21 protein-coding genes are annotated in these 24,309 nt (G+C 66.5%); 14 read left to right on the forward strand and 7 right to left on the reverse strand.

The window, feature by feature from the left end:
- Positions 1–10: 10 nt before the first annotated feature.
- From IFT58_RS03195 to IFT58_RS03205, 3 genes are all read right to left on the reverse strand, one after another.
- Positions 11–916 carry a sulfurtransferase gene (locus IFT58_RS03195; protein ID WP_192093860.1) on the reverse strand — a complete coding sequence of 302 codons (906 nt, stop codon included), beginning with the start codon at positions 914–916 and terminating at the stop codon, positions 11–13.
- A complete protein-coding gene (locus IFT58_RS03200) occupies positions 913–1,725 on the reverse strand; it encodes a CoA pyrophosphatase (protein ID WP_188324527.1) in 813 nt (270 codons plus the stop codon). Before IFT58_RS03200 ends, IFT58_RS03195 begins: the two co-directional genes overlap by 4 nt.
- A 150-nt stretch (positions 1,726–1,875) precedes the next feature.
- Positions 1,876–2,577 (reverse strand): FKBP-type peptidyl-prolyl cis-trans isomerase, encoded by a 702-nt coding sequence (locus IFT58_RS03205; RefSeq protein WP_192080407.1) that lies wholly within the window; start codon positions 2,575–2,577, stop codon positions 1,876–1,878.
- 166 nt (positions 2,578–2,743) lie between these two features.
- On the opposite strand from IFT58_RS03205, the gene IFT58_RS03210 reads away from it, so the two are divergent.
- The 11 genes from IFT58_RS03210 to rnt all read left to right on the forward strand — a co-directional run bounded on the left by IFT58_RS03210 (position 2,744) and on the right by rnt (position 13,120).
- The gene (locus IFT58_RS03210) at positions 2,744–3,526 is read left to right on the forward strand and encodes an enoyl-CoA hydratase-related protein (RefSeq protein ID WP_192093861.1); all 783 of its coding nucleotides are present in this window, start codon (positions 2,744–2,746) and stop codon (positions 3,524–3,526) included.
- Between the two features lie 3 nt (positions 3,527–3,529).
- Positions 3,530–3,886: a hypothetical protein gene (locus IFT58_RS03215; protein ID WP_192093862.1), complete on the forward strand. Its 357-nt coding sequence runs from the start codon at positions 3,530–3,532 to the stop codon at positions 3,884–3,886.
- 50 nt (positions 3,887–3,936) lie between these two features.
- A complete protein-coding gene (nth, locus tag IFT58_RS03220) occupies positions 3,937–4,575 on the forward strand; it encodes an endonuclease III (protein ID WP_192093863.1) in 639 nt (212 codons plus the stop codon).
- Positions 4,576–4,758: 183 nt separating this feature from the next.
- A complete protein-coding gene (locus tag IFT58_RS03225) occupies positions 4,759–5,970 on the forward strand; it encodes an OprO/OprP family phosphate-selective porin (RefSeq protein ID WP_188324532.1) in 1,212 nt (403 codons plus the stop codon).
- 406 nt (positions 5,971–6,376) lie between these two features.
- Positions 6,377–7,396: a phosphate ABC transporter substrate-binding protein PstS gene (gene pstS / locus IFT58_RS03230; RefSeq protein WP_192080401.1), complete on the forward strand. Its 1,020-nt coding sequence runs from the start codon at positions 6,377–6,379 to the stop codon at positions 7,394–7,396.
- Between the two features lie 283 nt (positions 7,397–7,679).
- Positions 7,680–8,771, forward strand: a complete 1,092-nt coding sequence (gene pstS, locus IFT58_RS03235; protein ID WP_192080399.1) for a phosphate ABC transporter substrate-binding protein PstS — start codon at positions 7,680–7,682, stop codon at positions 8,769–8,771.
- Between the two features lie 85 nt (positions 8,772–8,856).
- Positions 8,857–9,825: a phosphate ABC transporter permease subunit PstC gene (gene pstC, locus IFT58_RS03240; RefSeq protein WP_188324535.1), complete on the forward strand. Its 969-nt coding sequence runs from the start codon at positions 8,857–8,859 to the stop codon at positions 9,823–9,825.
- Complete coding sequence (gene pstA, locus IFT58_RS03245; RefSeq protein ID WP_188324536.1) at positions 9,825–10,688, forward strand: phosphate ABC transporter permease PstA; 864 nt, start codon at positions 9,825–9,827, stop codon at positions 10,686–10,688. Before pstC ends, pstA begins: the two co-directional genes overlap by 1 nt.
- Positions 10,689–10,707: 19 nt before the next feature.
- On the forward strand, positions 10,708–11,538 hold the full coding sequence (pstB, locus tag IFT58_RS03250) for a phosphate ABC transporter ATP-binding protein PstB (protein ID WP_192080397.1): 831 nt from the start codon (positions 10,708–10,710) through the stop codon (positions 11,536–11,538).
- A 32-nt stretch (positions 11,539–11,570) separates the two neighbouring features.
- A complete protein-coding gene (phoU, locus tag IFT58_RS03255) occupies positions 11,571–12,278 on the forward strand; it encodes a phosphate signaling complex protein PhoU (RefSeq protein ID WP_192093864.1) in 708 nt (235 codons plus the stop codon).
- A gap of 257 nt (positions 12,279–12,535) precedes the next feature.
- Positions 12,536–13,120, forward strand: a complete 585-nt coding sequence (gene rnt / locus IFT58_RS03260; RefSeq protein WP_188327320.1) for a ribonuclease T — start codon at positions 12,536–12,538, stop codon at positions 13,118–13,120.
- A 51-nt stretch (positions 13,121–13,171) separates the two neighbouring features.
- On the opposite strand, the gene IFT58_RS03265 is transcribed toward rnt, so the two are convergent.
- From IFT58_RS03265 to IFT58_RS03275, 3 genes are all read right to left on the reverse strand, one after another.
- Positions 13,172–16,114, reverse strand: a complete 2,943-nt coding sequence (locus IFT58_RS03265; RefSeq protein WP_249405566.1) for a ligand-binding sensor domain-containing diguanylate cyclase — start codon at positions 16,112–16,114, stop codon at positions 13,172–13,174.
- 242 nt (positions 16,115–16,356) lie between these two features.
- Positions 16,357–17,763: an ATP-binding protein gene (locus tag IFT58_RS03270; RefSeq protein WP_192093866.1), complete on the reverse strand. Its 1,407-nt coding sequence runs from the start codon at positions 17,761–17,763 to the stop codon at positions 16,357–16,359.
- Complete coding sequence (locus tag IFT58_RS03275) at positions 17,760–18,488, reverse strand: response regulator transcription factor (protein ID WP_192080732.1); 729 nt, start codon at positions 18,486–18,488, stop codon at positions 17,760–17,762. Before IFT58_RS03275 ends, IFT58_RS03270 begins: the two co-directional genes overlap by 4 nt.
- 202 nt (positions 18,489–18,690) lie before the next feature.
- Between IFT58_RS03275 and IFT58_RS03280 the strand changes: the two genes are divergently transcribed.
- The 3 genes from IFT58_RS03280 to IFT58_RS03290 are packed head-to-tail and all read left to right on the forward strand — an operon-like array spanning position 18,691 to position 23,335.
- On the forward strand, positions 18,691–19,929 hold the full coding sequence (locus IFT58_RS03280; protein WP_192093867.1) for an efflux RND transporter periplasmic adaptor subunit: 1,239 nt from the start codon (positions 18,691–18,693) through the stop codon (positions 19,927–19,929).
- Positions 19,930–19,934: 5 nt separating this feature from the next.
- A complete protein-coding gene (locus tag IFT58_RS03285; protein ID WP_192093868.1) occupies positions 19,935–21,893 on the forward strand; it encodes a MacB family efflux pump subunit in 1,959 nt (652 codons plus the stop codon).
- An 8-nt stretch (positions 21,894–21,901) separates the two neighbouring features.
- Complete coding sequence (locus IFT58_RS03290) at positions 21,902–23,335, forward strand: efflux transporter outer membrane subunit (protein WP_249405567.1); 1,434 nt, start codon at positions 21,902–21,904, stop codon at positions 23,333–23,335.
- A 183-nt stretch (positions 23,336–23,518) separates the two neighbouring features.
- Here IFT58_RS03290 and rlmB read toward each other — a convergent pair whose 3' ends face one another.
- Positions 23,519–24,265, reverse strand: coding sequence for a 23S rRNA (guanosine(2251)-2'-O)-methyltransferase RlmB (gene rlmB / locus IFT58_RS03295; RefSeq protein ID WP_101099975.1), 747 nt, complete (start codon positions 24,263–24,265; stop codon positions 23,519–23,521).
- Positions 24,266–24,309: the final 44 nt, after the last annotated feature.

Here is a 24,309-nt window from a genome sequence, read left to right on the forward strand (position 1 = left end):
TGCTATCGGCTCAGGCGCCCGTCGCCACGGGGCGGCCTTCGTCGCTGATCCAGCCACTCCACGAATCCGCGTAGATACGCGCACCGCCCAACCCGGCCGATTCCATCGCCAGCAACAGATGGCAGGCGGTAACGCCCGACCCACACATCAGCACCACCTGGGACGGTTCGTGCTGGCCGATCACCTGCTGCAGCTCCGCGCGCAACTCCTCCGCCGGCCGCAGATGGCCGTCGACCACATTCAACGCGAAGGGGCGATTGACCGCGCCTGGCACGTGACCGGCAATCGGGTCCAAGGGTTCGACTTCGCCCCGGAAACGTTCGTTCGCACGCGCATCCACCAACCACCCGGGACTGTGTTTCAGACGCGCTGCGACTTCGTCTGCGCTCGCGATCTGGGTGACATCCAGGCGTCCGGGATACGGGGGCAGGGGCGCAGGTGCGACCGCATCGGTCACCAGCGGCAATCCGGCGCGCTGCCATGCCGCCGCCCCGCCATCCAGCACGGCTACCTGCCGATGTCCCATCAGGCGCAGCAGCCACCACAGGCGGGCGGCGGCCATGCTGCCTTCGGCCCCGTCATAGACCACCACCTGCGTGTCAGGGCCAATGCCCCAGCGCCCCAGCGTGGCCGCGAACACGTCACTGTCCGGCAGCGGATGACGGCCGTGGCCGGTCGTGCTCTTGTCTGACAGGTCGCGATCCAGGTCGGCGCGGACGGCACCCGGCAGATGGCCGGCAGCAAACTGTGCCGCGCCCGATTGGGGATCTGCGAGGGAGAACCGCGCATCGACGATACGCAGCGCTGTGCCCGGCGTCGCGCGCGCATCCACCAGGCGCACACCTTCCTGCGTCAATCCAGCCTGCAGGGACGCTACGTCCACCACGGTGGTCCACGGGGTATCGATCACGCTCATTGCAGTTGCTCCAGACGTCGACGCAGGTTGTACAGGATGGCCGCCGTGGCCCCCCAGATGCGGTGGCCCGGCCAGCCGTACTCCAGCACATGGCGGACGCGGCCACGATGGACTATTTCCACGTGCCGCAGGTTGTCGGCCGTCATCAGGTAATCGAGCGGCACTTCGAAGACATCAGCCACTTCGTCCGGTGACGGCACCGGCGTGAAGTGCGGATCGACAACCGCCACCACCGGCGTCACCCGATAACCGGTAATGGTGACGAACGGATCCAGATAGCCCAGCGCCTGTACCTGCTCGGCGGGGAGTGCGATTTCCTCATTGCTTTCGCGCAGGGCGGCGGCCACCGCGTCGGCATCGTCCGGTTCGGTGCGCCCGCCAGGAAACCCTACCTGCCCGCCATGCTGGCGAAGGGTTTCCGTGCGTCGGGTGAGGATGACCTGGGCCCCGGTGGCACGCGGCACGATGCCCGCCAGCACCGCCGCTTCCACCAACGGACCGTCTGGCAGCAGATCGTCGAGCTCACTGCGATTCCAGCCATCGCCCATCGGCGGCGCGTGCAGCGGATGCAGCGCCCGCATCAACCGTCCATCGTCGGCCAGTGTTCCAGACAGTGACGCCCGAAGCTGCTCACGCAGGGGCAGGCGGTGATGCAGCACGTGGTGGCGTTCGCGCTCGCTCATCGACGACCATCGCGCAATTTCGTCGATATCGCGCAGGCAGCCGATGCAGGATCGATGATGATCAAGCTCGCATTTTCCAACGCAGGGACTGGGCACCGCACGCGTGTTTTCTTCCGTGGTCTGCACCGATGTAATTTACCGCGAAACGGGGGAGGGGGTGGATGGAGGGCAGCCGACTGAAGTCGGCTCTACCAGTCGGCTCTACCGGGCTGCCGCGCGGCATAAAAAAACGCGCCGGTGGAAGCCACCGGCGCGTCGGGTAAACGGTGTTGCGGATTACTTGACGCTGACCAGCTTGATCTCGAACTGCACGGCCACGTTCGGCGGGAACGGGGTACGCGGGTCGGCACCGTAGGCCTGTTCCGGCGGCAGGGTGACTTCCCACTTCGAGCCGGCCGGCATCTGCAGCAGCGTTTCGCGCATGGCCTTCATTTCCACTTCGCTCAGCTTCATGGCAGGAATCTGCTGGGCCGGGCGGGCTTCGGTCGGACGCTGGCCGTACGGGAACGGACCGGCCACTTCCAGCTGCACGCTGCTGGCCTGGGTCGGCTTGGCGCCGGTGCCGGCTTCGATCACGCGGTACTGCACGCCGCTGGCAAGCGTCTGCACGCCCGACTTGGCCTTGTTGGTGGCCAGGAACTGCGTGCTCTTGGTCTTGTTCTCAGCCGCAGCCTTGTCGTACTCGGCCTTGGCGGCCTGTGCACGACCCTGCTCGCGCTTCTGGAACGCTTCAACGGCCGGCTTCAGCTGGTCGGCGGTGATCGCCGGCTGCTTCTTGGCGTAGGCGTCCTGCAGACCCTTCACCACCGAGTTGATGTCCAGCTGCTCACCGCGACCGGTCAGCTCCGCAAGGTTGTTGCCGTAGTCATAACCGAAGTAATAGCTCAGCTTGCCCTTTTCGGACGCGACGTCCTGGGCGAAGGCATTGCCCGTCAGGGCCAGGGCCGCAACGGCGACCGCGATAGAACGCAACTTCATCAAACAATTCTCCAGGGGTGGTAACTCAGGGGGCGTTTTCGCCGCCCTGAGGCGACGGGTTAGGATAGCGGTCGCACGGGTGATCCGCTACTGACGACGTAGGCTTTGACCTGTCTGCGTTTCAAGAGTTCAACATCACTGTTTTTTAACGTTCAGGAGCACCTGCGTGTCACATTCCCCGATCATCGTCGCTGACCGCGGTGCCGTGCGCATGCTGACCGTGAACCGGCCGGACAAGCTGAATGCCCTCGACGGCGCGACTCTGCGGGCGCTGTCGGAGGCCTTCACCGCCGCCTGCGAGGCTGACAGCGTAAGGGTCGTGGTGCTGACCGGCGCGGGGCAGAAGGCGTTCGTGGCCGGTGCCGACATCAGCGAAATGAACGGACTCAGCGCTGTGCAGGGACGCGATTTCTCGCTGCTGGGACAGCGCCTGATGCGTCAGATCGAGCGCATGCCCAAGCCCGTGATGGCCCGGATCAACGGCTTCGCGCTGGGGGGTGGGTTGGAGTTGGCGATGGCCTGCCATCTGCGCATCGCGGCTGATAGTGCCAGATTGGGCCTGCCCGAGATCACTCTCGGCCTGATTCCCGGGTTCGGTGGCAGCCAGCGCCTGCTGCGCCTGTGCGGGCGCGCGGCCACGCTGGAACTGTGCCTGCTGGGCAGCCCGGTTGACGCCAACCGAGCGCTGCACCTCGGTCTGGTCAACGAGGTGGTTGCCGCCGAGGCGCTGGATGCGCGAGTGGATGAGCGCGCCGACCAGTTGGCGCGCGCCGCGCCATTGGCCGTCCGGGCGCTGCTGGACGCGGTTCACGTGGGCGGCGAATGCAGCCTGGAGGCGGGCCTGGACTACGAAAGTGCGCAGTTCGGCCTGCTGTTTGCCACCGATGACATGCGCGAGGGCACCCGCGCCTTCCTTGAGCGTCGCCCCGCCCACTTCGAGGGTCGCTGACGGATGGCCCGCCGACCGGACCCCGTGGCGCTGTACGAGCGGCTGCAGGCTGATGACCTGGACGGTGCGCTGCTGGCCGGGCTGATGGACTACGTGCCCGATGCGGCCGATGCCCGCCAGCTCCCCGGCCATGCGGACCTGCCCGATCGCCTGCAGGCGGTGCAGCGCCAGTTGCAGCGCGCTTGGCAGGCACGAGAACGGTACCGCGACCGTGCCGTCCGGCTGGCGCGACGTGATGCCGAACGCGATGCGCGGCGTTCGCCGCCCCCTGCCCCCGACCACACCCCCGCCCTGCCCTCTGCCGCTGCCGCCATCCTGGCGCGGGCGAAGGCGCGTGCGGCCGCGCCGCGGGGGTCGTGATGGCGGTTGCAGGTTTGCCCACGCGCACGGCGGCGCGACGCACGACGAAGATGCCACGCGCCGATGTGCTGGAAATGTTCACCCGGCTGCGCGAACTCAACCCCCATCCGAAAACCGAGCTCGAATACAGCAATCCGTTCGAGCTGCTGGTGGCCGTTGCGCTGTCTGCGCAGGCCACCGATGTCGGCGTCAACAAGGCGACCCGGCGTCTTTTTCCGGTGGCCAACACGCCACAGGCGATTCTCGACCTGGGGGAGGAAGGGCTGAAGCCGTATATCTCCACCATCGGTTTGTTCAACGCCAAAGCGAAGAATGTGATCGCCGCCTGCAGGCTGCTGGTGGAGCAGCACGGCAGCGTGGTGCCGGAGGATCGTGCCGCCTTGGAAGCCCTGCCGGGAGTGGGGCGCAAGACGGCCAACGTGGTGCTCAATACGGCGTTCGGCCAGCCGACGATGGCCGTCGACACCCACATTTTCCGCGTATCCAACCGTACCGGCCTTGCCCCGGGCAAAGACGTGCGTGCGGTCGAAGACGGTCTGATGAAAGCCATCCCTGCCGAATTCCTGCTGGACGCGCATCACTGGCTGATCCTGCATGGACGGTACGTGTGCAAAGCGCGCAAACCCGATTGTCCGCAGTGCGTCATCCGTGACCTCTGCCGCTTCAAGGACAAGACCGCGTCGGTCTGATCCGCCGCGCAGACTGCCATCGCCGCGCCATCCGGACGTCACAACCACAGGGCATCAATGGCCCCGGCGAAGAGGGGCAAGGGGTGCTGCGGGGGCACGGCGTTCGCAAACTGTCACATTTACGCAATCTTCACGTTCTAGCCTGCGCGCATCTTCCCACCTGCCTGCAAGGCTACTCTCTCCATGAAACTGCATCGCCAACTTCTCACTGCGGCCGTTGCGGCTGCGCTGTTCGTGCCGGCCGCCCACGCTGAAGTGGCCATCGATGTGATCGGCGGTTCGGAGATCACCTTCGAAGGCCTCGTCCAGGCCGACGGCAACTGGTTCGACAACGATGTAGCCGACCTCAATGGCGGCGATGCAGCCAACGGCAAGGACAGCGAATTCGAGCTGCGCCGTGCCGAGCTGGTGCTCAAGGGCAAGGGCCCGGGCAACGTGGAATGGGTGGTCGGGTATGACGCCAAGGCCGACAAGTTCCTCGACACCAACGTGAAGTACAAGCTGGGCGGCAACAGCAACCACTTCGTGCAGCTGGGCCAGTACAAGCAGCCCAACAGCCTGGAAGAACTGTCCAGCACCAAGAACAACGACTTCATCTCGAAGGCCGCCGTGACCAACACCTACGCGGTGGCCCGTCGCCTCGGTGGCGCGTGGGGCTATGCACAGGACAACTGGTCGGTGACGGCCAGCGCGTTCGGTCGCGAGCTGACCCGCAACCTTGCGCACGGCAGCGGTTACGGTGCACGCGGTACCTTCGCGCCGATCAACGAAAAGGGCCAGGTCCTGCATTTCGGCCTGAGCTACGTGGCGTATGACACCGACGCCGATACCCTGCGCGTGCGTGCCCGTCCCAACGCCGACCTGGCCACCGTGCGCCTGGTCGACAGCGGCAACATGGTCGACACCGACCGCGTGACCACGCTGGGCCTGGAAGCGATGTACATCGGCGGCCCGTTCAAGGCCCAGAGCGAGTACTACAGCAGCAAGGCCAAGCGCCTGGCCAACGACAACTACACCAGTGACGGTTACTACGTCAGCGGCCTGTGGAACATCACCGGCGAAAGCTGGGGCTACAAGGGTGGCGTACCGGGCACCGGCCTGCCAGACAACCCCGCCGGCGGCATGTGGCAGCTGGGCGCGCGCTTCGACCATATGGATCTCAACGACGGCAACCTGAGCGCGAACCCGGTCGCCGGTCGTCCGCCGATCGTGGACGGCGTGCTGGGCGGCAAGATGGATATCTGGACCGTGGGCGTGAACTATTACTGGCGCTCCAACACCAAGTTCGCCCTGAACTACGTGATGGTGGACAGCCAGAAGTACAGCTCCAGCGCACGCGGCTTCGTCAATGACGATCCGAACATCCTGGAAGCCCGCGCGCAGTTCTTCTGGTAAGACCTGCAGCACGTGATAATGGAAGGGCACGGCATGACGCCGTGCCCTTCCGCGTTTGCGGCCTGCGCGTTTGGTAGAGCCGACTTCAGTCGGCTGCGGCGGCGTTTGGTAGAGCCGACTTCAGTCGGCTGCGGCGGCCAGCCGACTGAAGTCGGCTCTACCATGGCGACTGTGCCAGCCGACTGAAGTCGGCTCTACCCTCAGGGCTGCGCCAGCCGACTGAAGTCGGCTCTACCCTGGGGGCTGCGCCAGCCGACTGAAGTCGGCTCTACCCTTGGCTCTGCCCGCCTCTGGCGACGCTGTCATCGATGCGTCATGTGACAGACGCGGCGGTGTCACGCAATCGTTATGGAATGTGCACCGACACGACGGGTAATCGCCCGTCTACCACCCAGGAGCCATTCCCGTGATCCACGCCTTCAAGTCGCGCGCCGCCGTTGCCATCCTCGCCGCGTCGTCCGTCTTCGCCGCCAACGCTGCCGATGTGACCGGTGCCGGCGCGTCCTTCATCTTCCCGGTGATGTCCAAGTGGTCGGCCGACTACACCGTGGCCACCGGCAAGAAGGTCAACTACCAGTCCATCGGCTCCGGTGGTGGCATCGCGCAGATCAAGGCCGCCACGGTGGACTTCGGCTCGTCCGACGCCCCGTTGAAGCCGGAAGAACTCGCTGCTGCCGGCCTGGCCCAGTTCCCGTCGGTGATCGGCGGCGTGGTGCCGGTGCTCAACGTGGCCGGTGTTGCACCGGGCGCGCTGAAGCTGGATGGCCCCACTCTGGCCAACATCTTCCTCGGCAAGATCAAGACCTGGAACGACCCGGCCATCGCCGCGCTGAACCCGGGCCTGACCCTGCCGTCGGCCAAGATCACCATCGTGCACCGCTCCGACGGTTCGGGCACCACCTTCAACTTCGTCAACTATCTGTCCAAGGTCAGCCCGGAGTGGAAGACCAAGGTCGGTGAAGGCACCTCGGTCCAGTGGCCGGCCGGCATCGGTGGCAAGGGCAACGAAGGCGTCGCCGCGTACGTGAAGCAGATCAAGGGCGGCATCGGCTACGTCGAGCTGTCCTACGCGCTGCAGAACAAGATGTCCTATGCGTCGATGAAGAATGCCGCCGGCAACGTCGTGCAGCCGTCGGACACCACCTTCGCCGCCGCGGCCGCCAGCGCCGATTGGGCCAACGCCAAGGATTTCTACCTGGTGATGACCAATGCACCAGGCGCCCAGGCCTGGCCGATCACCGCCACCAACTTCATCCTGGTGCGCAAGCAGCCGCGCAACGTGGCCAACGCGAAGGCAACGCAGGACTTCTTCCGCTGGATCTACAAGAGCGGTGACGAGCAGGCCAAGCAGCTGGACTACGTGCCGCTGCCGGACACCCTGGTCCGCCAGATCGAGACCTACTGGACGCAGAACCTGAAGTACTGATACACCCAAGGGCACGGGGCCAGCGGAGACTCTCTCCCTCCGCTGGCTCCACCGGGCGCGCGATCCATCAGGATCCCGCGCCTTTTTTTGTTCCAGGACGCGCTCGAATCCGCGCAGTTCGACCGCTTCCCCGCTGCGGCCAGCATCCGCCAACACCGTGAAAAGCCCGTCAAACCGTGACGTGGGCTTCGCCCGTGACCTGAGTCATCAGGCTGTAACAAAAACATCATTTCATAGCCGCAACCGCCGGATGGACCGGCAACTTCCCGCTATGGAGTGACGCATGAATCTGCAGAAGGCCGGCCTGGCCACCCTTTCCCTGGCCATCGCCCTCGGCCTGTCGGCCTGCGGCGGCAGCGAGTCGCCGACCGCCCAGCAGCCCGCCGCCGGTGCAACCGCCGCCGCCCCGGCCGCCGGTGACAAGGTCAGCGCCGAAGTGTCCGGTGCCGGCGCTTCCTTCATCTTCCCGCTGGTGTCCAAGTGGTCGGCCGATTACAACGCCGCCACCGGCGCCAAGATCAACTATCAGTCCATCGGCTCCGGCGGCGGCATCGCCCAGATCAAGGCCGGCACCGTCGACTTCGGTTCCTCCGACAAGCCGCTGAGCAGCGAAGAGCTGGCGCAGGCCGGGCTGGCCCAGTTCCCGTCCGCCATCGGCGGCGTGGTGCCGGTCGTCAACATCGAGGGCCTGGAGCCGGGCAAGCTGCGTCTGAGCGGCACCCTGCTGGCGGACATCTTCCTGGGCAAGATCAAGACCTGGAACGACCCGGCCATCGTCGCCGCGAACCCGGGCGTCACCTTGCCGGACGGCAAGATCACCCTGGTCCACCGTTCGGACGGTTCCGGCACCACCTTCAACTTCACCAACTACCTGTCCAAGGTCAGTGCGGACTGGAAGGGCAAGGTCGGCGAAGGCACGTCGGTACAGTGGCCCGACGGCGTGGGCGGCAAGGGCAACGAAGGCGTCGCCTCGTACGTGAAGCAGATCAAGGGCTCCATCGGCTATGTCGAGCTGGCCTATGCGCTGCAGAACAGCATGCCGTACAGCGCGATGCAGAACGCTGCGGGCAGCTGGGTGCAGCCGAGTGCTGAAACCTTCGCCGCCGCGGCCGCCAGCGCCGATTGGGCGAGTGCCAAGGACTTCAATCTGGTCATCACCAATGCGCCGGGCGAGCAGGCATGGCCGATCACCGCGACCAACTTCATGCTGATGCAGAAGAAGCCGAAGGACGCCAAGCGCAACCAGGATGCCCTGGCGTTCTTCAAGTGGGCCTTCGAAAGCGGCCAGACGCAGGCCAACGAACTGCACTACGTACCGCTGCCGGCCGAACTGGTCACCCAGATCGAAGCCTACTGGGGTACCGAACTGAAGTGATGCAGGAACGGTGCCCGCCCTGCGCGGGCACCGTCCTTTTCCACCCCGCGTCACCCCGCCCCCTACTGGCCGCGTCGCCCATCCCATGAATGCCATCGCACAGCCTGCAGCCGCACCTTCCACGCGTGATACGCGTGATGCCCGCAACGACCGCCTGTTCCGATGGGTGCTGGTCGGCACCGTCATCTTCGTCCTCGCTGCCCTCGCCTGCGCCGCGCTGTCGATGCTCTGGGGCGGCCGTCATGCCCTGGAAGCCCAAGGCCTGAGTTTCTTCTATTCCGCCGAATGGAATCCGGTGGAGAACAAATTCGGCGCACTCGCGCCGATCTACGGCACCCTGGTGACCGCGCTGATCGCGATGGTCATCGCCGTGCCGGTGAGCTTCGGCATCGCCTTCTTCCTCACCGAAGTCGCCCCGCGCTGGCTGCGTGGGCCGGTCGGTACCGCCATCGAACTGCTGGCCGGCATCCCCTCGATCATCTACGGCATGTGGGGCCTGTTCGTGCTGGTGCCGGTGATGACCGAGTACGTGACGCCGTTCCTCAACGAGACACTGGGCGAGTGGCCGATCATCGGGCCGATGTTCCAGGGCCCACCGCTCGGCATCGGCATGCTCACCGCCGGCTTCGTGCTGGCGATCATGGTGATCCCCTTCATCTCCTCGGTGATGCGCGAAGTGTTCCTGACCGTGCCTACCCGCCTGAAGGAGTCGGCGTATGCGCTGGGCTCGACCAAGTGGGAAGTCAGCTGGGACATCGTGTTGCCCTACACCCGCTCGGCGGTGATCGGCGGCATCTTCCTGGGCCTGGGCCGCGCTCTGGGCGAGACCATGGCAGTCGCCTTCGTCATCGGCAACAGCGTGCGCTTGTCGCCGTCGCTGCTGGAGCCGGGCACCACCATCGCCGCGTTGATCGCCAATGACTTCGGCGAGGCCACCGAGACCTACCGCTCCGCCCTGCTGCTGCTCGGCTTCGTGCTGTTCATCGTCACCTTCGTGGTGCTGGCCATCGCCCGCCTGATGTTGATGCGTCTGTCCCGCAAGGAGGGCAACTGATGTCCACCGCCGCTCAATCCCTGTACCTGCGCCGCCGCATCGGCAATATCGTTGCGATCCTGATGTCGGTGGCCACGGCGCTGTTCGGCCTGTTCTTCCTGGGCTGGATCCTGTGGACGCTGTTTTCCAAGGGTCTCCCGGGCATCAACTGGGCACTGTTCACCCAGTCCACCCCGCCGCCCATGCAGGAAGGCGGCCTGGCCAATGCCTTCTACGGCACCGCCGTGATGTGTGCCATGGCCATCGGCATCGGCACCCCGCTGGGCGTGCTGGCCGGCACCTGGCTGGCCGAGTACGGCAACTTCCGCAAGGCGGGCACGGTCGTGCGCTTCGTCAACGACATCCTGCTGTCGGCCCCGTCCATCGTGCTCGGCCTGTTCGTCTACACGCTGTTCGTGATGCAGACCGGCGGCAGCTTCTCCGCCTTCGCCGGTGCGCTGGCACTGGCCTTCATCGTGCTGCCGGTAGTGGTGCGCACTACCGACGAGATGCTGCGCCTGGTGCCTTCGCAGATGCGCGAAGCAGCCCTTTCGCTGGGCATCCCGCAGTGGAAGGTCACCGTGCAGGTGCTGTACCGCAGTGCATCCGCTGGCATCGTCACCGGCATCCTGCTGGCCCTGGCGCGCATTTCCGGCGAAACCGCCCCGCTGCTGTTCACTGCCTTCGGCAACCAGTACTGGAGCAGCAACGTGTTCCAGCCGATGGCCTCGGTGCCGGTGGTGATGAACCAGTTCGCCGGCAGCCCGTACGAATCCTGGCAGGTGCTGGCCTGGGCCGGCGCCCTGGTGCTGACCGTCTTCGTGCTGCTCATCAGCCTCAGCGCACGCGGCATCCTGCTGCGCAATCGTATCTCCCATGACTGACCTTTCCGCGGACACTGCCATGAACGATCTTTCCAATGCCGTGCCGATGCAGCGCATCGTGGTCCCGGCCTCGCATGAATCGCTTGCCACCCCGGCGCCGGTCAAGCTGGCTGCGCGCGGGCTGGACTTCTACTACGACAAGTTCCATGCCCTGAAGGGCATCAACCTGGAAGTGCCGGAGAAGCGCGTCACCGCGCTGATCGGACCGTCCGGCTGCGGCAAGTCCACCCTGCTGCGCATCTTCAACCGCATCTATGCGCTGTATCCGAAGCTGGAAGCGCGTGGCGAAGTGCTGTTGGATGGCGAAGACATCCTGTCGCCGAAATATCCGATGAACCGACTGCGCAGCAAGGTCGGCATGGTGTTCCAGAAGCCGGTGCCGTTCCCGATGACCATCTTCGAGAACGTGGCCTACGGCATCCGCCACCACGAGAAACTGTCCAAGGCGGACATGAATGACCGTGTGGAAAGCGCGCTGCGCCAGGGCGCGTTGTGGGATGAAGTGAAGGACAAGCTGGGCCAGAGTGCGCTGGGCCTGTCCGGCGGTCAGCAGCAGCGCCTGTGCATCGCACGTGCCGTCGCCCTGCGTCCGGACGTGCTGTTGCTGGACGAGCCGACTTCCGCGCTCGACCCGATTTCCACCAGCCGCATCGAGCAGCTGGTGGAAGAGTTGAAGCACGACTACACCATCGTCATCGTCACCCACAACATGCAGCAGGCCGCGCGCGTTTCCGATTACACCGCCTTCATGTACCTGGGCGACCTGATCGAGCACGACCGCACCGAAGTGATCTTCTCGCAGCCCAGCAAGCAGCAGACCGAAGACTACATCACCGGCCGGTTCGGCTGATCCGTCGAACCACCCCATCCGAGAGCACCGACATGAATCTACCCAACGACCACATCGTCAAGAGCTACGACGAAGAGCAGCAGCGCCTGGTGGCCGAGATCGTGCGCATGGGCGAGATGGCCGTCGCGCAGCTGGAGGCGTCGATGGACGTCATCGAGAAGCGCGACGAAAGTGCCGCCCGCCGCATCATCGCCAACGACGAAGCCATCGATGCGCTGGAGCAGCAGATCAGCCATGACGTCATGCGCTTGTCGCTGCGTGGCCCGATGGCCCGCGACCTGCGCGAGATCCTTGCCGGCCTGCGCATTCCGGCCGATATCGAGCGCATCGGCGACTACGCGGCCAACGTCGCCAAGCGCTCCATCGCGCTGGGCAAGGTCCCGCCGTTGCCGCAGATCCAAGGCCTGCGTGCACTGGGCCGGTTGGCGGCAGTGCAGGTCCGTCGCGCCATCGAGGCGTATCGCGACAATGACGTCGGAGCGGCGCTGGCGCTGCGCGAAGACGATGCACGGCTGGACGCACAGTACACCGCGCTGTTCCGCGAGCTGCTGACCTACATGATGGAAGACCCGCGCAACATCACCCCGTGCACCCACCTGCTGTTCATGGCCAAGAACCTGGAGCGTGTGGGCGACCACGCCACCAACATCGCCGAGAATGTGTGGTTCCTGGTGCATGGCGAGCAACCGCTGCCGCCGCGCGAGAAGCGCGACGAAACCTCCAGCGCCGGGGAACCCTGAGCGCGGGAAGGTCTGCAACCGCGCCCCCCACGGCGCGGCCCGTGGGCGCGCGATGGCACGCCCTCCGCCTGCGGCCGGGGGATGCGCAGCGCTTCGTTGCTCGCAGGGCAGCGGCCGGAAAGGTGCGCTGGCGCACGCAGATGGCCCGTACTGACACAGGGTCTGCGAGGCCGCTCTGTTAGAATTCACCCATGAACGATGTCCCCCTGCCTGTACCCGCTCCCTCCGATGCACCACCTGCTGCCATGCACCGGGTGATGTCCCAGCGCTTCCGAGGCTTCCTGCCCGTCGTGGTGGACGTGGAAACCGGCGGGTTCGACTGCCGGCGCAATGCGCTGCTGGAGATCGCGGCGGTGCCCATCGAAATGGACGAGAACGGCCTGCTGTATCCCGGCGAGACCGCAAGCGCGCATGTCGTGCCGGCGCCGGGGCTGGAGATCGATCCGAAATCGCTGGAAATCACCGGCATCATCCTTGACCACCCGTTCCGCCTGGCCAAGGAAGAAAAACCTGCCCTGGACCACATTTTCAGCCCGGTGCGTGCGGCGATGAAGAAGTACGGCTGCCAGCGCGCGATCCTGGTCGGTCACAACGCTCATTTCGACCTGGGCTTCGTCAACGCCGCCGTCGAGCGTGTTGGCCACAAGCGCAACCCCTTCCACCCCTTCAGCGTGTTCGACACCGTCACCTTGGCCGGTATCGCCTACGGCCAGACCGTGCTGGCGCGCGCCGCGACAGCGGCCGGGCTGGGGTGGGATGCGGACGAGGCTCACAGTGCGGTGTATGACACCGAGCAGACCGCCAAGCTGTTCTGCACCATCGCCAACGCCTGGCCGCGCTGAGCGCGGGGATAAGGTGGAATGCGTGGATCAGCATCGGCTGACCCGGGTGGATCAGCCGACGCTGGTCCGGTCGCGGCCGTCGCGCTTGGCGCTGTAGAGGGCCCGGTCAGCGCGCTGGTACAGCAGTTTGGGCGTGCGGTCAGTGGCGTCCAGTTCGACCAGGCCCGCACTGAAGGTCACCCGCAGGTCGGCGATGCCGGCCCAGTCCGGGTGCGCGTGGAACAGACCGTGCAGACGCGCGCAGACCTGTTCGGCTTCGTCCAGCCGGGTGTCGTTGAGCAGCAGCGCGAACTCCTCGCCCCCGGTGCGCGCCGGCATGTCCGAATCCCGGCATGCCGACGCCAGCAGCTGCGCGACCTCGGCCAGCACGACGTCGCCCACGCTGTGCGAGTACTGATCGTTGACGGCCTTGAAGTGATCCACATCCAGCACCACCAGGCACAAGGGATGGCCGCTGCGCTGTGAGCGGGCGAAGTCACGCGCCAACGTTTCGTCGAACGCCCGCCGGTTCGGCAGTCCGGTCAGCGCGTCCTCGCGCGCCTGCCGTTCGAACTGCTCGGATTGCAGTGCCAGGCGATCCACCAGCTGGGTCTTCTCCGAGTTCAGCGCCTGCAGGTGGACGGTCTGTGCCTGCAGGTCACGCGTCGCCTCATCCACCAGCTTCGCCAGGCGGATGTTCGACCGCTTGTAGCGGTTGATCAGGAAGCGGTACAACGCCACCAGCGCGGCCAACAGCAGCAGGGCGGCCACGGCCTGCACACTGTGCCGCTGCCACCAGAACGGTTCGACGCTGAAATTCCATACCGCCTCACTGTCACTCCAGGCACCGCCGGGGTGGGCGGCGGAGACATGCAGCGTGTAGGTACCCGGCGGCAGACCGATGAATTCGACGCTGCGCTGCTGCCCACGCTCCACCCATGCGTTGTCCAGGCCTTCCAGACGCGTGCGGTAGCGGATGCGTTCGGACATCAGGTAGCTCAGTCCAACGAAACTCACGGTCAGCCGGCGCCCCCCTTCGATGTGGTTGCGTTCGGCCCCCTCCCAGTGGATCGGCGCGCCGTCCACCTGCACGCTTTCGATGGCGGCAGGGGGCGCCAGCCGCTCGCGGAACCGCTGCAGGCGCAGGGGATCCACCGTACTGAGTCCACCGGCGGTGACGACCCAGAACGTCCCGTCCTGGCGTAACAGGGCGGCCGGGCCCGAGCTGCCGTTGGCCTGCGAATTGGCCATGCCGTCGATTTCGTTGTAACGCTCCACGTCCACGCGCGGCGCGCGACCGTCGGCGACCTCGTTGAGCATGCCCATGTCGGTGCGCAGCACGCCGCGGTTGCTGCTGATCCAGACGTTGCCGACCCGATCAGGGACCAGTTGGAAGACGGTGTCCACCGGCATCCCCTGCTCCAGGCCGACCCGCGACAGCTTTCCGTCCTGATAGCGGTACAGGCCGCGATCGCTGCTGATCCACATCGCATCGCCGATCTGCTGGAAGCCGAACACGCTGCGACCGCCGCCCAACGGGGCCAGGTCGATGGACTGCACGTGATCCCCCCGCAATACCTTGATGCCTTCGATCGTGCCGATCCACAGGTTGCCCTGCCTGTCGTGCGCCAAGGCGGTCACCAGGCCGCCCGGCATGCCCGGCACCCGCGGCACGCTGACGCCCTGCGCATCGATCCGCACGACGCCTTTCTGGGTACCGGCCCATACCTCGCCCTGCGCGTCGATGCTGATGGCGCGCACATTGCCCCCCGGCATGCCGTCGCTGGTATCGAAGGTGTGCTTTGGCCTGCCCTGCGCGTCGAGACGGAACACGCCGTCACCGAACGTGCCGACCCAGACGTCACCGTCGCGACCCTGCGCCAGGCTCAGTACCGAAGGGGCCTTACCACCGCGGTTGTGCAGGATCACCGGCGCGAAGTGACCGTCCGGCGCACGCCGGTCCAAGCCGCTGGCGCTGCCCACCCACAGGCCGCGCGCATGGTCTTCCAGCACCGTACGGATGTAATCACCGCTCAGTCCGTCGCGCTCGGTGTAACTGGCAAACAGGGTCTCGCGCAGCCGGTACAGACCGCCGTTGGCGCCCACCCAGATGCTGCCCTCGGCGTCTTCGCGCAGGCTGACCACGCGGCCGCCCGGCAGGTTGAGCCCCGCCGGCAGGCGTTCGAGTCCGTGCCGTGAAATCCGCAACAGGCCCTGGTTCTCCGTACCAAGCCACAAGTCGCCATGGCGATCCTGCAGCATGGCGGTCAGGTGAATCTGCCCGGGCAAGCGGTGCATCAGCTGCGGCACGTCATCCTGCATCCGGTAGATCCGCTCGCCGCCGACGATCCACATCACGCCGTCTGGCGCGCGATACGGCCAGACCAGTCCGCGGCCCAGGTCCCATGCCGCAGGCGCGCGCTTCAGTTCGCCATCGGCCTCGCGCAGCACCAGGCCGTCCAGCGTGCCGATCCAGACCCTGTCCTGTGCGTCGACGACCAGCTTGGTGAAATTGAGGGCCAGCGGCAGGTCCGGCGGAGGCGGCTGGTAGACCATCTGCCCATCGGGGCCGAGATACCCCACACCCTTGCCTTCGTACAACAGCCACAGGCGCCCGTGGCTGTCCATATGCATGGCCTGCACGAGCACCTGGGGGGTGTCATCCTGGCGCTTCCAGACCTGCCAGCGGCCATCCGCGGAACGACGGGTGATGTTGCCGCGTGAATCGCTGATCCACAGCCCGCCCTGCCGATCGACCAGCAGCGCACCCACGCCATTGTCGAGCAGCCCCGGCCGCGTGCTGCGGTCGAACACGGTGAAGTCCAGTCCGTTGTAGCGCACCAGGCCTTCCCAGGTGGCGAACCACAGATGGCCTTCCGGCGTCTGCGCGATGTCGCGCAGTGAGTTGTGCGGCAACCCGTTGCGCGAGGTCCACACGTCGATGGCGTAGTCACGCAGGGGCGGTGAACCGCCTTCCTGGGCCGCTGCGCGCGCACAGGCCAGCAGCGCCAGCATGGCGAGCAGGACGCACAGGCCCAGGCGCAGAACGCCCGCTGATGGCCCACCGCGCCGCCACGCGGTGGCTGGATTCCCCCGACACCTCATCGCCGCACGGTGTCTCCGGGCACGCCGCAGGACCGGCGCACACACACGGTGGCGCACCGGGCACCCTTGCTGGCAGGGGCGGACAGGGTGTTTTTCATCGGGCTGACGCTGGGAGGATGTGCGCATGATAGGCAAATCCGCGCCGCCGTGTGTCAAGCGTGCCCGCGCGCCGCGGCCACGACCGGTGCCGCCCAGTACACCACGGCATCCAGCCCGCCACCCTCCCGGTTGTGCAGGCTGACCTTCGCCCCGTCCTTGCCCGCCAGTGCGCGGGCAATGGTCAGCCCCAACCCAGCGCCACCGGTCTGCCGCGAGCGCGAGGTTTCCAGCCGCACGAAGGGATCGAACACGCTCAGCAGCTCATCCTCGGCCAAGCCCGGCCCGCGGTCGCTGATCACCACCCGCACGCCCTTGCCATCGCGCTCGGCGCGCACGCTGGCGCTGTGGCCATACATCAGGGCGTTGTCCAGCAGGTTGGAAAACAGGCGCCGCATCGCCAGCGGGCGCAGCATCAGCACCGCCGCACACCCACTTTCGAAACGCGCGTCCGCGCCGGCTTCCGCCGCGTCTTCCACCAGACTTTCCAGCAACGAGTCCAGGTCCAAGGGCGCGCGCTGCTCGGCGCTTTCGGCGCTGCGGGCCAGCTCCAGGCCCTCACGGATCAAGGCCTGCATCGCTGCCAGGTCGGCGACCAGCCGCTCGCGCAGGCCCTCGTCCTCTACGTTCTCCAAGCGCAGGCGCAACCGGGTCACCGGCGTCTGCAGGTCATGCGTGATCGCGGCCAGCATGTGCGTGCGCTCGGCAAGGTGCCGCTGCAACTGCTGCTGCATGGCATTGAAGGCTTCAGCGGCGTGCTGGACCTCCAGCGGGCCGGCGACGGCCATCGGCGCCCGGTGCAGGTCCACGCCCAGTTCCTGCGCGGCGCCGGCCAACCGCCGCAAGGGCGCGCTGGCCATCCTCGCCACCACGTAGGCCAGCACCGCGATCGCCAACACCAGCAGCGTCAGGAACAAGGGGTCGACCGCCAGCACGCCATTGTGTGCCACCGCAGGCGACTCCAGCGCCAGCGCCAACGACGCACCGTCGGACAAGGTCAGTTGCACCGCCCGGCAGCGCGGTGGGATGAAAGCGGGGTCGCGCTCGCGGGGCGGTCGGCCACGATGCCCGTCGGACGGCGGCAGCAGATCTTTCAGCCGCGGAAGGCAGGCCCGGAACGAGGTGAAGCGGACCTGCGCGCTGGCCACCGGTCCGGGACGTGCGGCCAGCACGCCCATCAACGCGTCGTCCGGTCGCCCCTGCCGTGCGTCCGGCAGCAGGCGGCGCACACTGGGGCCGCCGGCATCCAGCAACCGCTCACGCAGCTCCGGATTGCCGTCCAGCAGATTCACGTAGCCCTGCAACCGGTCGGCGATGCGGTTGAGGTTCTGCCGCTCGAACTCCTGTTGCCGTTTCGCACCGGCCAGCATCGTCGCACCGATCGCCGCCACGCCCATGCCCAGCAGCAGGATCACGAACAGGCGCCCCACCATCGAGGACAGGAAGCGACGCAACCGGTTCATTCCAGGGTGACCGCCGCCGCCAGTACGTAGCCTTCGTTGCGCACGGTCTTGATCAGCCCATCCGGACTGCCATCATCGGCCAGCTTGTTGCGCAACCGGCTGACCTGCAGATCGATCGCCCGATCCTGCGACTCATAGTTGCGCCCGCTGCTGAGCGCCACCAGCTGCTCCCGCGACAGCACCTTGTTGGCATGGCCGACGAACACCCGCAGCAGGCGGAACTCGGCACCGGACAGCACCACCACCCGCCCATCGGGATCCACCAGATGACGGTGCTCCAGATCGAACGTCCAGCGCGAAAAGCGCGCACGGCGGATCGCCAGCGGCTCCAGGTTGGCAGGCAAGGCTTCGGTCCGGCGCAGTACGTTGCGGATGCGCGCCAGCAGCTCGCGCGGTTCGAACGGCTTGGCCAGGTAATCGTCGGCGCCCATCTCCAGACCGAGCACGCGATCGATGGGTTCGGCACGCGCGGTCAGCATGATCACGGGCGTGGAGGATCGCGCGCGCAGATCGCGGCACAGGGTCAGGCCGTCTTCGCGCGGCAGGTTCAGGTCAAGCACGATCAGGTCGACGTGCTCCCGCTCCAGCACCTGGCGCATGGCAGCGCCGTCGGCGGCGGTACTGACCTGATAGCCGGCACGTCCCAGCTGTTCGGCCAGCAGGTTGCGGATGTCGTTGTCGTCATCGACGATGAGCAGGCGGTGCATCGGGTTGGCGGTCTCCATGTCGGCATCATCCCCTGTCGGCAGCTGAACCGCACGCAGGCCAATGCGTTGCACTGTATCCAGCGGCATACGTGATACACATTGAAACAGACAAGGCGCTGCAATGTTACACATGGACACACGCTGAGGATTGAGCCTGCAGAGCAAGCGTCACCACAATGGACGCGACGCCGCTGGAGCGGCCTGCCGAGTATCACCGATCGTGAACTTCCACCTGCTGCCCAGAACCCGTCGCGGTCGCCTGCTGCTGTCCCTCCTCGTGGTGGTGCTGCTTGCCATCGGCGCGTGGTTCTTCCTGCGCAAGCCCGCGGCACCCGCCCTGGCGACCTCGCCGGCCACGCGTGGCGATGTCGAACAGACCGTCGAGGCGACCGGCGTGATCGATGCCTACAAGCTGGTCAGCGTGGGCGCGCAGGCGTCCGGCCAGGTGAAGTCACTGAAGGTGCAGCTGGGCGACACGGTGAAGGAAGGCGAACTGATCGCCGAAATCGACGCGACGACCCAGCAGAACACGGTACTGCGGGCAGAAGCCACGCTGCAGCAGCAGCGCGCCCAGCTGGCGGTGCAGCAGGCCAGCCTGCGGCAGAGCGAGCTGAATTTCGCGCGCCAGCAGGAGATGCTTGCCGCCGAAGCCACCTCGCGACAGGAATACGATGCGGCCGAGGCCGCGCTGAAGACGGCCCGCGCACAGATCCAGTCCAACCAGGCCCAGATCAAGGGCAGTGAAACCGAGGTGGCGACAGCGCGCGCCAACCTGGCCTACACCCGCATCACCGCACCGATGGATGGCACCGTGGTGGCAGTGGTCACCGAAGAAGGCCGCACGGTCAACGCCAACCAGACCGCACCGACCATCGTGATGCTGGCGCGCCTCGACCTGGTCACGGTCAATGCGGAAATCTCCGAAGCCGACGTGGTCAAGATCAAGGCGGGCATGCCGGTGTACTTCACCACCCTGGGTGAGCCGGACCGGAAGTATCACGCCAAACTCCGGCAGATCAATCCGGCACCGGCCTCCATCTCCAGCGACAGCGCGTCCAGCTCCAGCAGTTCGTCCAGTTCGTCCAGCGCGGTCTACTACAACGCGCTGTTCGATGTGGAAAATCCCGACGGCACGCTGCGCATCGACATGACCGCGCAGGTTTCGGTACTGCTCAAGCAAGCCAAGGGGGTGATCCTGGTGCCGTCGGTCGCATTGGGTGCAAAGACGCGCGACGGCCAGCAGGTCGTCCGCGTGGTCGGTGAGGACGGCCAACCGCAGCCGCGGCGGGTGAAGGTGGGCATCAACAACGGTGCCAACGCGGAGATCCTGTCCGGGCTCGCCGAAGGCGACCGCGTGGTGGTCGGCGAAGGCGGCGGCGCGGCCGCGAACGGTGGCGGTGCGCGCGGTGGTCCCAGCATGCGCATGGGTCCGGGGATGGGCGGCGGGCCGCGTCGATGAATACCGTGGACTCTTCCAGCGTCCTGCTGCGGCTGCGCGACCTGCGCCGCGAATTCCCGGCCGGCGATGAGACCATCGCCGTGCTGCGCGACGTCAACCTGGATATCCATGCCGGTGAGATGGTCGCCATTGTCGGCCAGTCCGGCTCGGGCAAATCCACCCTGATGAACATCCTGGGCTGCCTGGATCGGCCGACGCGCGGCAGTTATCAGGTGGCCGGTCGCGAGACCGGCAGCATGGGTCCGGACGCCTTGGCCGAACTGCGTCGAGAGCACTTCGGTTTCATCTTCCAGCGCTATCACCTGTTGGGCGACCTGGATGCGCGGGGCAACGTGGAAGTTCCTGCGATCTATGCCGGCAACCCCAGCGAACAACGCAGCGCGCGCGCGGTGCAGCTGCTGCAGCGCCTGGGGCTGGGCGACCGCATGCAGCACAAGCCCGGGCAGCTGTCCGGCGGCCAACAGCAGCGCGTGTCCATCGCGCGAGCGCTGATGAACGGCGGCGAGGTGATCCTGGCCGACGAACCGACCGGCGCACTGGATACCCGCTCGGGTGAGGAAGTGATGGGCATCCTGGGCGAACTGCACGCCGAAGGCCACACCATCATCATCGTCACCCACGACATGAGCGTGGCCGAGCACGCCCAGCGCATCATCGAGATCCGCGACGGCGAAATCATCGCCGACCGCATCAACGAGAACGCGCCCCGATTCCGCGCACAGCGCGCACCGAGCATCGACGCCGGAAAGGGCAAAAGCTGGCGTGCGGCCCGCGACCGTTTCACCGAAGCCTTCCGCATGGCGCTGCTGGCGATGAACGCGCATCGCCTGCGCACCTTCCTGACGATGCTCGGCATCATCATCGGCATCGCGTCGGTGGTCTCGGTCGTGGCGCTGGGCAACGGGTCGCAGCAGCAGATCCTGCAGAACATCAGCTCGTTGGGCACCAACACGATCGACGTCTATCCAGGGCGCGGTTTCGGTGACATGCGTTCGGCACGGGTGCAGACGCTCAAGGCAAGCGATGCCTACGCGTTGGCCGAGCAAAGCTACGTAGACAGCGCCACGCCCAACGTCTCCACATCGGTGACAGCGCGGTTCCGCAACCTGTCCGCCACCGCATCGGTGAGCGGGGTCGGCGAGCAGTTCTTCCGGGTAAAGGGCGTCAGCCTGGTAAGCGGCAGCTTCTTCGATGCGGACGCGGTGAGATCGCTGGCGCAGGTTGCGGTCATCGACGAAAACACCAGGACCCAGTTCTTCCCGGACAGCGATCCGATCGGTCAGGTGATCCTGCTCGGCAACGTACCGGCGCGGGTGGTCGGCGTGGCAAAGCGGCAGAGCTTCGGCTTCGGTGGCAGCACCAGCCTGAGCGTCTGGGTGCCCTACACCACCGCGATGTCGCGCATGCTCGGGCAGAACCATATCTCCGGCATCACGGTGCGGGTGAAGGACGATACGCCGATGGACGCTGCGCAGGCCGCGATCACCAACCTGCTCACCCTGCGCCATGGCACCGAGGACGTGTTCCTCAGCAACAGCGCGGAGATCCGCCAGACCATCGAACAGACCACGCGCACGATGACCCTGCTGATAGGCGCCATCGCCGCCATCGCGCTGCTGGTCGGCGGCATCGGCGTCATGAACATCATGCTGGTGTCGGTGACCGAGCGCACCCGCGAGATCGGGGTACGCATGGCGGTGGGCGCACGCCAGAGCGACATCCGTCAACAGTTCCTGATCGAAGCGGTACTGGTCTGCCTGCTGGGTGGTCTGATCGGCGTCAGCCTGGCGCTGGGGCTGGGATGGGCCTTCGGTCGTCTGTCCAGCGAGTACCTGATGGTGTTCTCCACCAGCTCCATCGTGGCAGCGTTTGCCTGCTCCACCCTGATCGGCGTCGCCTTCGGATTCCTGCCGGCGCGCAGCGCCGCGCAGCTGGACCCGGTCGACGCCCTTGCACGCGAATGAGGACCACCATGACGTTTTCCTGCTCGACCCCTGTGCGCGTGCTGTTGGCCAGCGCGCTGCTCACTTCATTGGCCGCATGCGCCACCGCGGGCCGCTATCCGGTGCAGGCTGCAGCGGTACCGTCCAGCTACGGTGCCGACAGTGCCAGCCTTGCCGCAGGCAGCACCCTGCCCACCAGTGGACTGGACCGGCCGCGCGCCGACGTGCGCGCCGACCGCTGGTGGACGGCATTCGGCGATGAGCGGCTCGACCGCCTGGTCACGCAGGTGCTTGCCGCCAACAACGACCTCGCCGTCGCCGGCCTCAACGTCCAGCGCGCACGCCTGCAGGCCGGACTGGCGAACAACGCACTCTGGCCGGACCCTTCGCTGTCCGGACTGGCTACCAGCACCTCGCGCGCCATCGACCGCAGTGACAACTGGCGTTCGAGTGACTACACGACAGGCGTATCGCTGCAGTGGGAAGTCGACCTGTGGGGCAAGCTGCGCACGCAGCGCGATATCGCGGTGTGGTCCGCGCAGGCCAGCGAAGAAGACCGACAGAACACCGCGTTGATCGCGATCAGCGACGCGGTGAACTACTACTGGAATCTCGCCTATCTCAACCAGTCGATTGTTTCGGCTGCTGCAGACATGGCGCGGTTGGCGAGAACGCTGGAGCTGGTGCAGGCGCGATTCGATGCGGGGGCTGCATCCGGCTTGGAAGTGCGCCAGGCGCGACAGGGTCTGGAGGCACAGCGCGTCACGCAGTCGGCGTTGGAGCAGCAGCGGGTGGAAGCGCGCAACGCGCTGACGGTGCTGCTGGATGGCCAGGCCTGGTCGCAGGCGGATGAGCCGCAGAGCCTGTCGGGCGCGACCAGTCCACCGCTTGAAGCGGGCCTGCCCGCCGACCTGCTGGCGCGCCGCCCGGACCTGCGGGCGGCCGAGTTGGGTCTGCGCAACAGCCTGAAACAGATCAAGGTGACCGCTGCCAGCTATTACCCCACGCTGAGCCTGAACGGTAGCGTGGGCACCAGCGGGCCGACCCTGGGGGATGTGCTGCGCAATCCCGTGGCGACGCTGGGCGCGGGACTCACCCTGCCCTTCCTCAACCTGCAAAAGGCACAGCTGAACACCGATCTGGCCGGTACCGATTACCAGATCGCCGCGACCCGCTTCCGCAAGACCCTGTACACAGCCCTGTCGGAAGTGGACAACGCGCTGTCGGCGCGGGATCAGTTGGCGATCCAGGTCGCGGCGTCGCAGGCCTCGTTCGATGAGGCCGTGGCGGTGGAGCGGGCCGAGGAGGTGCGTTACCGCGTCGGCGCCACCGCCCTGCGCGACTGGCTGCAGGCGCAGCAGACCCGGCGCAGTGCGGAGCTGGCGCTGGCAGGTGTACGGCAAAACCAGTTGATCAACGATGTCACCCTGTTCAAGGCATTGGGCGGCAGCGCAGCCCGGTAGTGACGGCCGCTGGCCGTCTGGTTTCTCGCCCTGGTGGATGACGCACGTTGCGTTACCGCTGCGCTCGCCGAGCATGGCTCGGCGCTACTCGTTGCGATTCAACTGCACGGCGTGGCACCGGTAGCGCCGAGCCATGCTCGGCGGAATGCCTCAACGTGATGCGGCGCTACCGGGCCCAGCCACTCAACCGCGCTGGCGTACCACTTCGAACAGGCTCACGCCGGTGGCCACCGACACGTTCAGGCTCTCGATCTCACCCGGCATCGGGATCTTGACCAGACCGTCGCAGTTCTCGCGGGTCAGGCGGCGCAGGCCGTCGGCTTCGCCGCCCAGTACCAGCGCGATGTTGCCCTTCAGGTCCAGGTCGTACAGCGACGCGGTTGCTTCGCCGGCCAGACCGTAAATCCACACACCCTGCTTCTGCAGGTCCTTCAGGCAGCGCGACAGGTTGGTCACCGCGACCACCGGTATCCGATCAGCCGCGCCGGCCGAGGTCTTGCGCACGGTCGCGTTGACCGTGGCCGACTTGTCCTTCGGAATGATCACCGCCGTCGCACCCGCAGCGGCGGCACTGCGCAGGCAGGCGCCCAGATTGTGCGGGTCCTGTACTTCGTCCAGCACCAGCAGCAGCGCCTTGCCCTCGGCTGCCTCCACGAGGGCTTCCAGCTCATTCTCGTTGTACGTGCGCGCTGCCGCGTAACGCGCGGCCACGCCTTGATGCCGCACCGATCCGCCGACACCGTCCAGCGCCTGGCTGTTCACCTTGCGCACGTCGATACCCTTCCGGCGCGCGTTCTCCTCGATCTCGACCAGCCGCGGATTCTTCGCCCCGGCCTCGACCAGGACTTCGCGGACGTTCTCGGCGTCGTTCTCGATGGAAGAGGCGACGGCGTTGACGCCGACGATCCACTGGCTGCTCTTGCTGCTCATGCGCGGCGTGACCGGTAAGGGGGGTGGGTATGGTAGAGCATCTG

This window comes from Stenotrophomonas sp. CFBP 13718, assembly GCF_014842145.1.
Taxonomy (GTDB): domain Bacteria; phylum Pseudomonadota; class Gammaproteobacteria; order Xanthomonadales; family Xanthomonadaceae; genus Stenotrophomonas.

Coding starts and splice junctions, on each gene's coding strand:
- IFT58_RS03195 (WP_192093860.1), bottom strand. CDS start 916: ATGAGCGTGATCGATACCCCGTGGACCACCGTGGTGGACGTAGCGTCC.
- IFT58_RS03205 (WP_192080407.1), bottom strand. CDS start 2,577: ATGAAGTTGCGTTCTATCGCGGTCGCCGTTGCGGCCCTGGCCCTGACG.
- IFT58_RS03215 (WP_192093862.1), top strand. CDS start 3,530: ATGGCCCGCCGACCGGACCCCGTGGCGCTGTACGAGCGGCTGCAGGCT.
- nth (WP_192093863.1), top strand. CDS start 3,937: ATGCCACGCGCCGATGTGCTGGAAATGTTCACCCGGCTGCGCGAACTC.
- IFT58_RS03225 (WP_188324532.1), top strand. CDS start 4,759: ATGAAACTGCATCGCCAACTTCTCACTGCGGCCGTTGCGGCTGCGCTG.
- pstS (WP_192080399.1), top strand. CDS start 7,680: ATGAATCTGCAGAAGGCCGGCCTGGCCACCCTTTCCCTGGCCATCGCC.
- pstC (WP_188324535.1), top strand. CDS start 8,857: ATGAATGCCATCGCACAGCCTGCAGCCGCACCTTCCACGCGTGATACG.
- pstA (WP_188324536.1), top strand. CDS start 9,825: ATGTCCACCGCCGCTCAATCCCTGTACCTGCGCCGCCGCATCGGCAAT.
- pstB (WP_192080397.1), top strand. CDS start 10,708: ATGAACGATCTTTCCAATGCCGTGCCGATGCAGCGCATCGTGGTCCCG.
- phoU (WP_192093864.1), top strand. CDS start 11,571: ATGAATCTACCCAACGACCACATCGTCAAGAGCTACGACGAAGAGCAG.
- rnt (WP_188327320.1), top strand. CDS start 12,536: ATGTCCCAGCGCTTCCGAGGCTTCCTGCCCGTCGTGGTGGACGTGGAA.
- IFT58_RS03265 (WP_249405566.1), bottom strand. CDS start 16,114: ATGCTGGCGCTGCTGGCCTGTGCGCGCGCAGCGGCCCAGGAAGGCGGT.
- IFT58_RS03270 (WP_192093866.1), bottom strand. CDS start 17,763: ATGAACCGGTTGCGTCGCTTCCTGTCCTCGATGGTGGGGCGCCTGTTC.
- IFT58_RS03275 (WP_192080732.1), bottom strand. CDS start 18,488: ATGGAGACCGCCAACCCGATGCACCGCCTGCTCATCGTCGATGACGAC.
- IFT58_RS03290 (WP_249405567.1), top strand. CDS start 21,902: ATGACGTTTTCCTGCTCGACCCCTGTGCGCGTGCTGTTGGCCAGCGCG.
- rlmB (WP_101099975.1), bottom strand. CDS start 24,265: ATGAGCAGCAAGAGCAGCCAGTGGATCGTCGGCGTCAACGCCGTCGCC.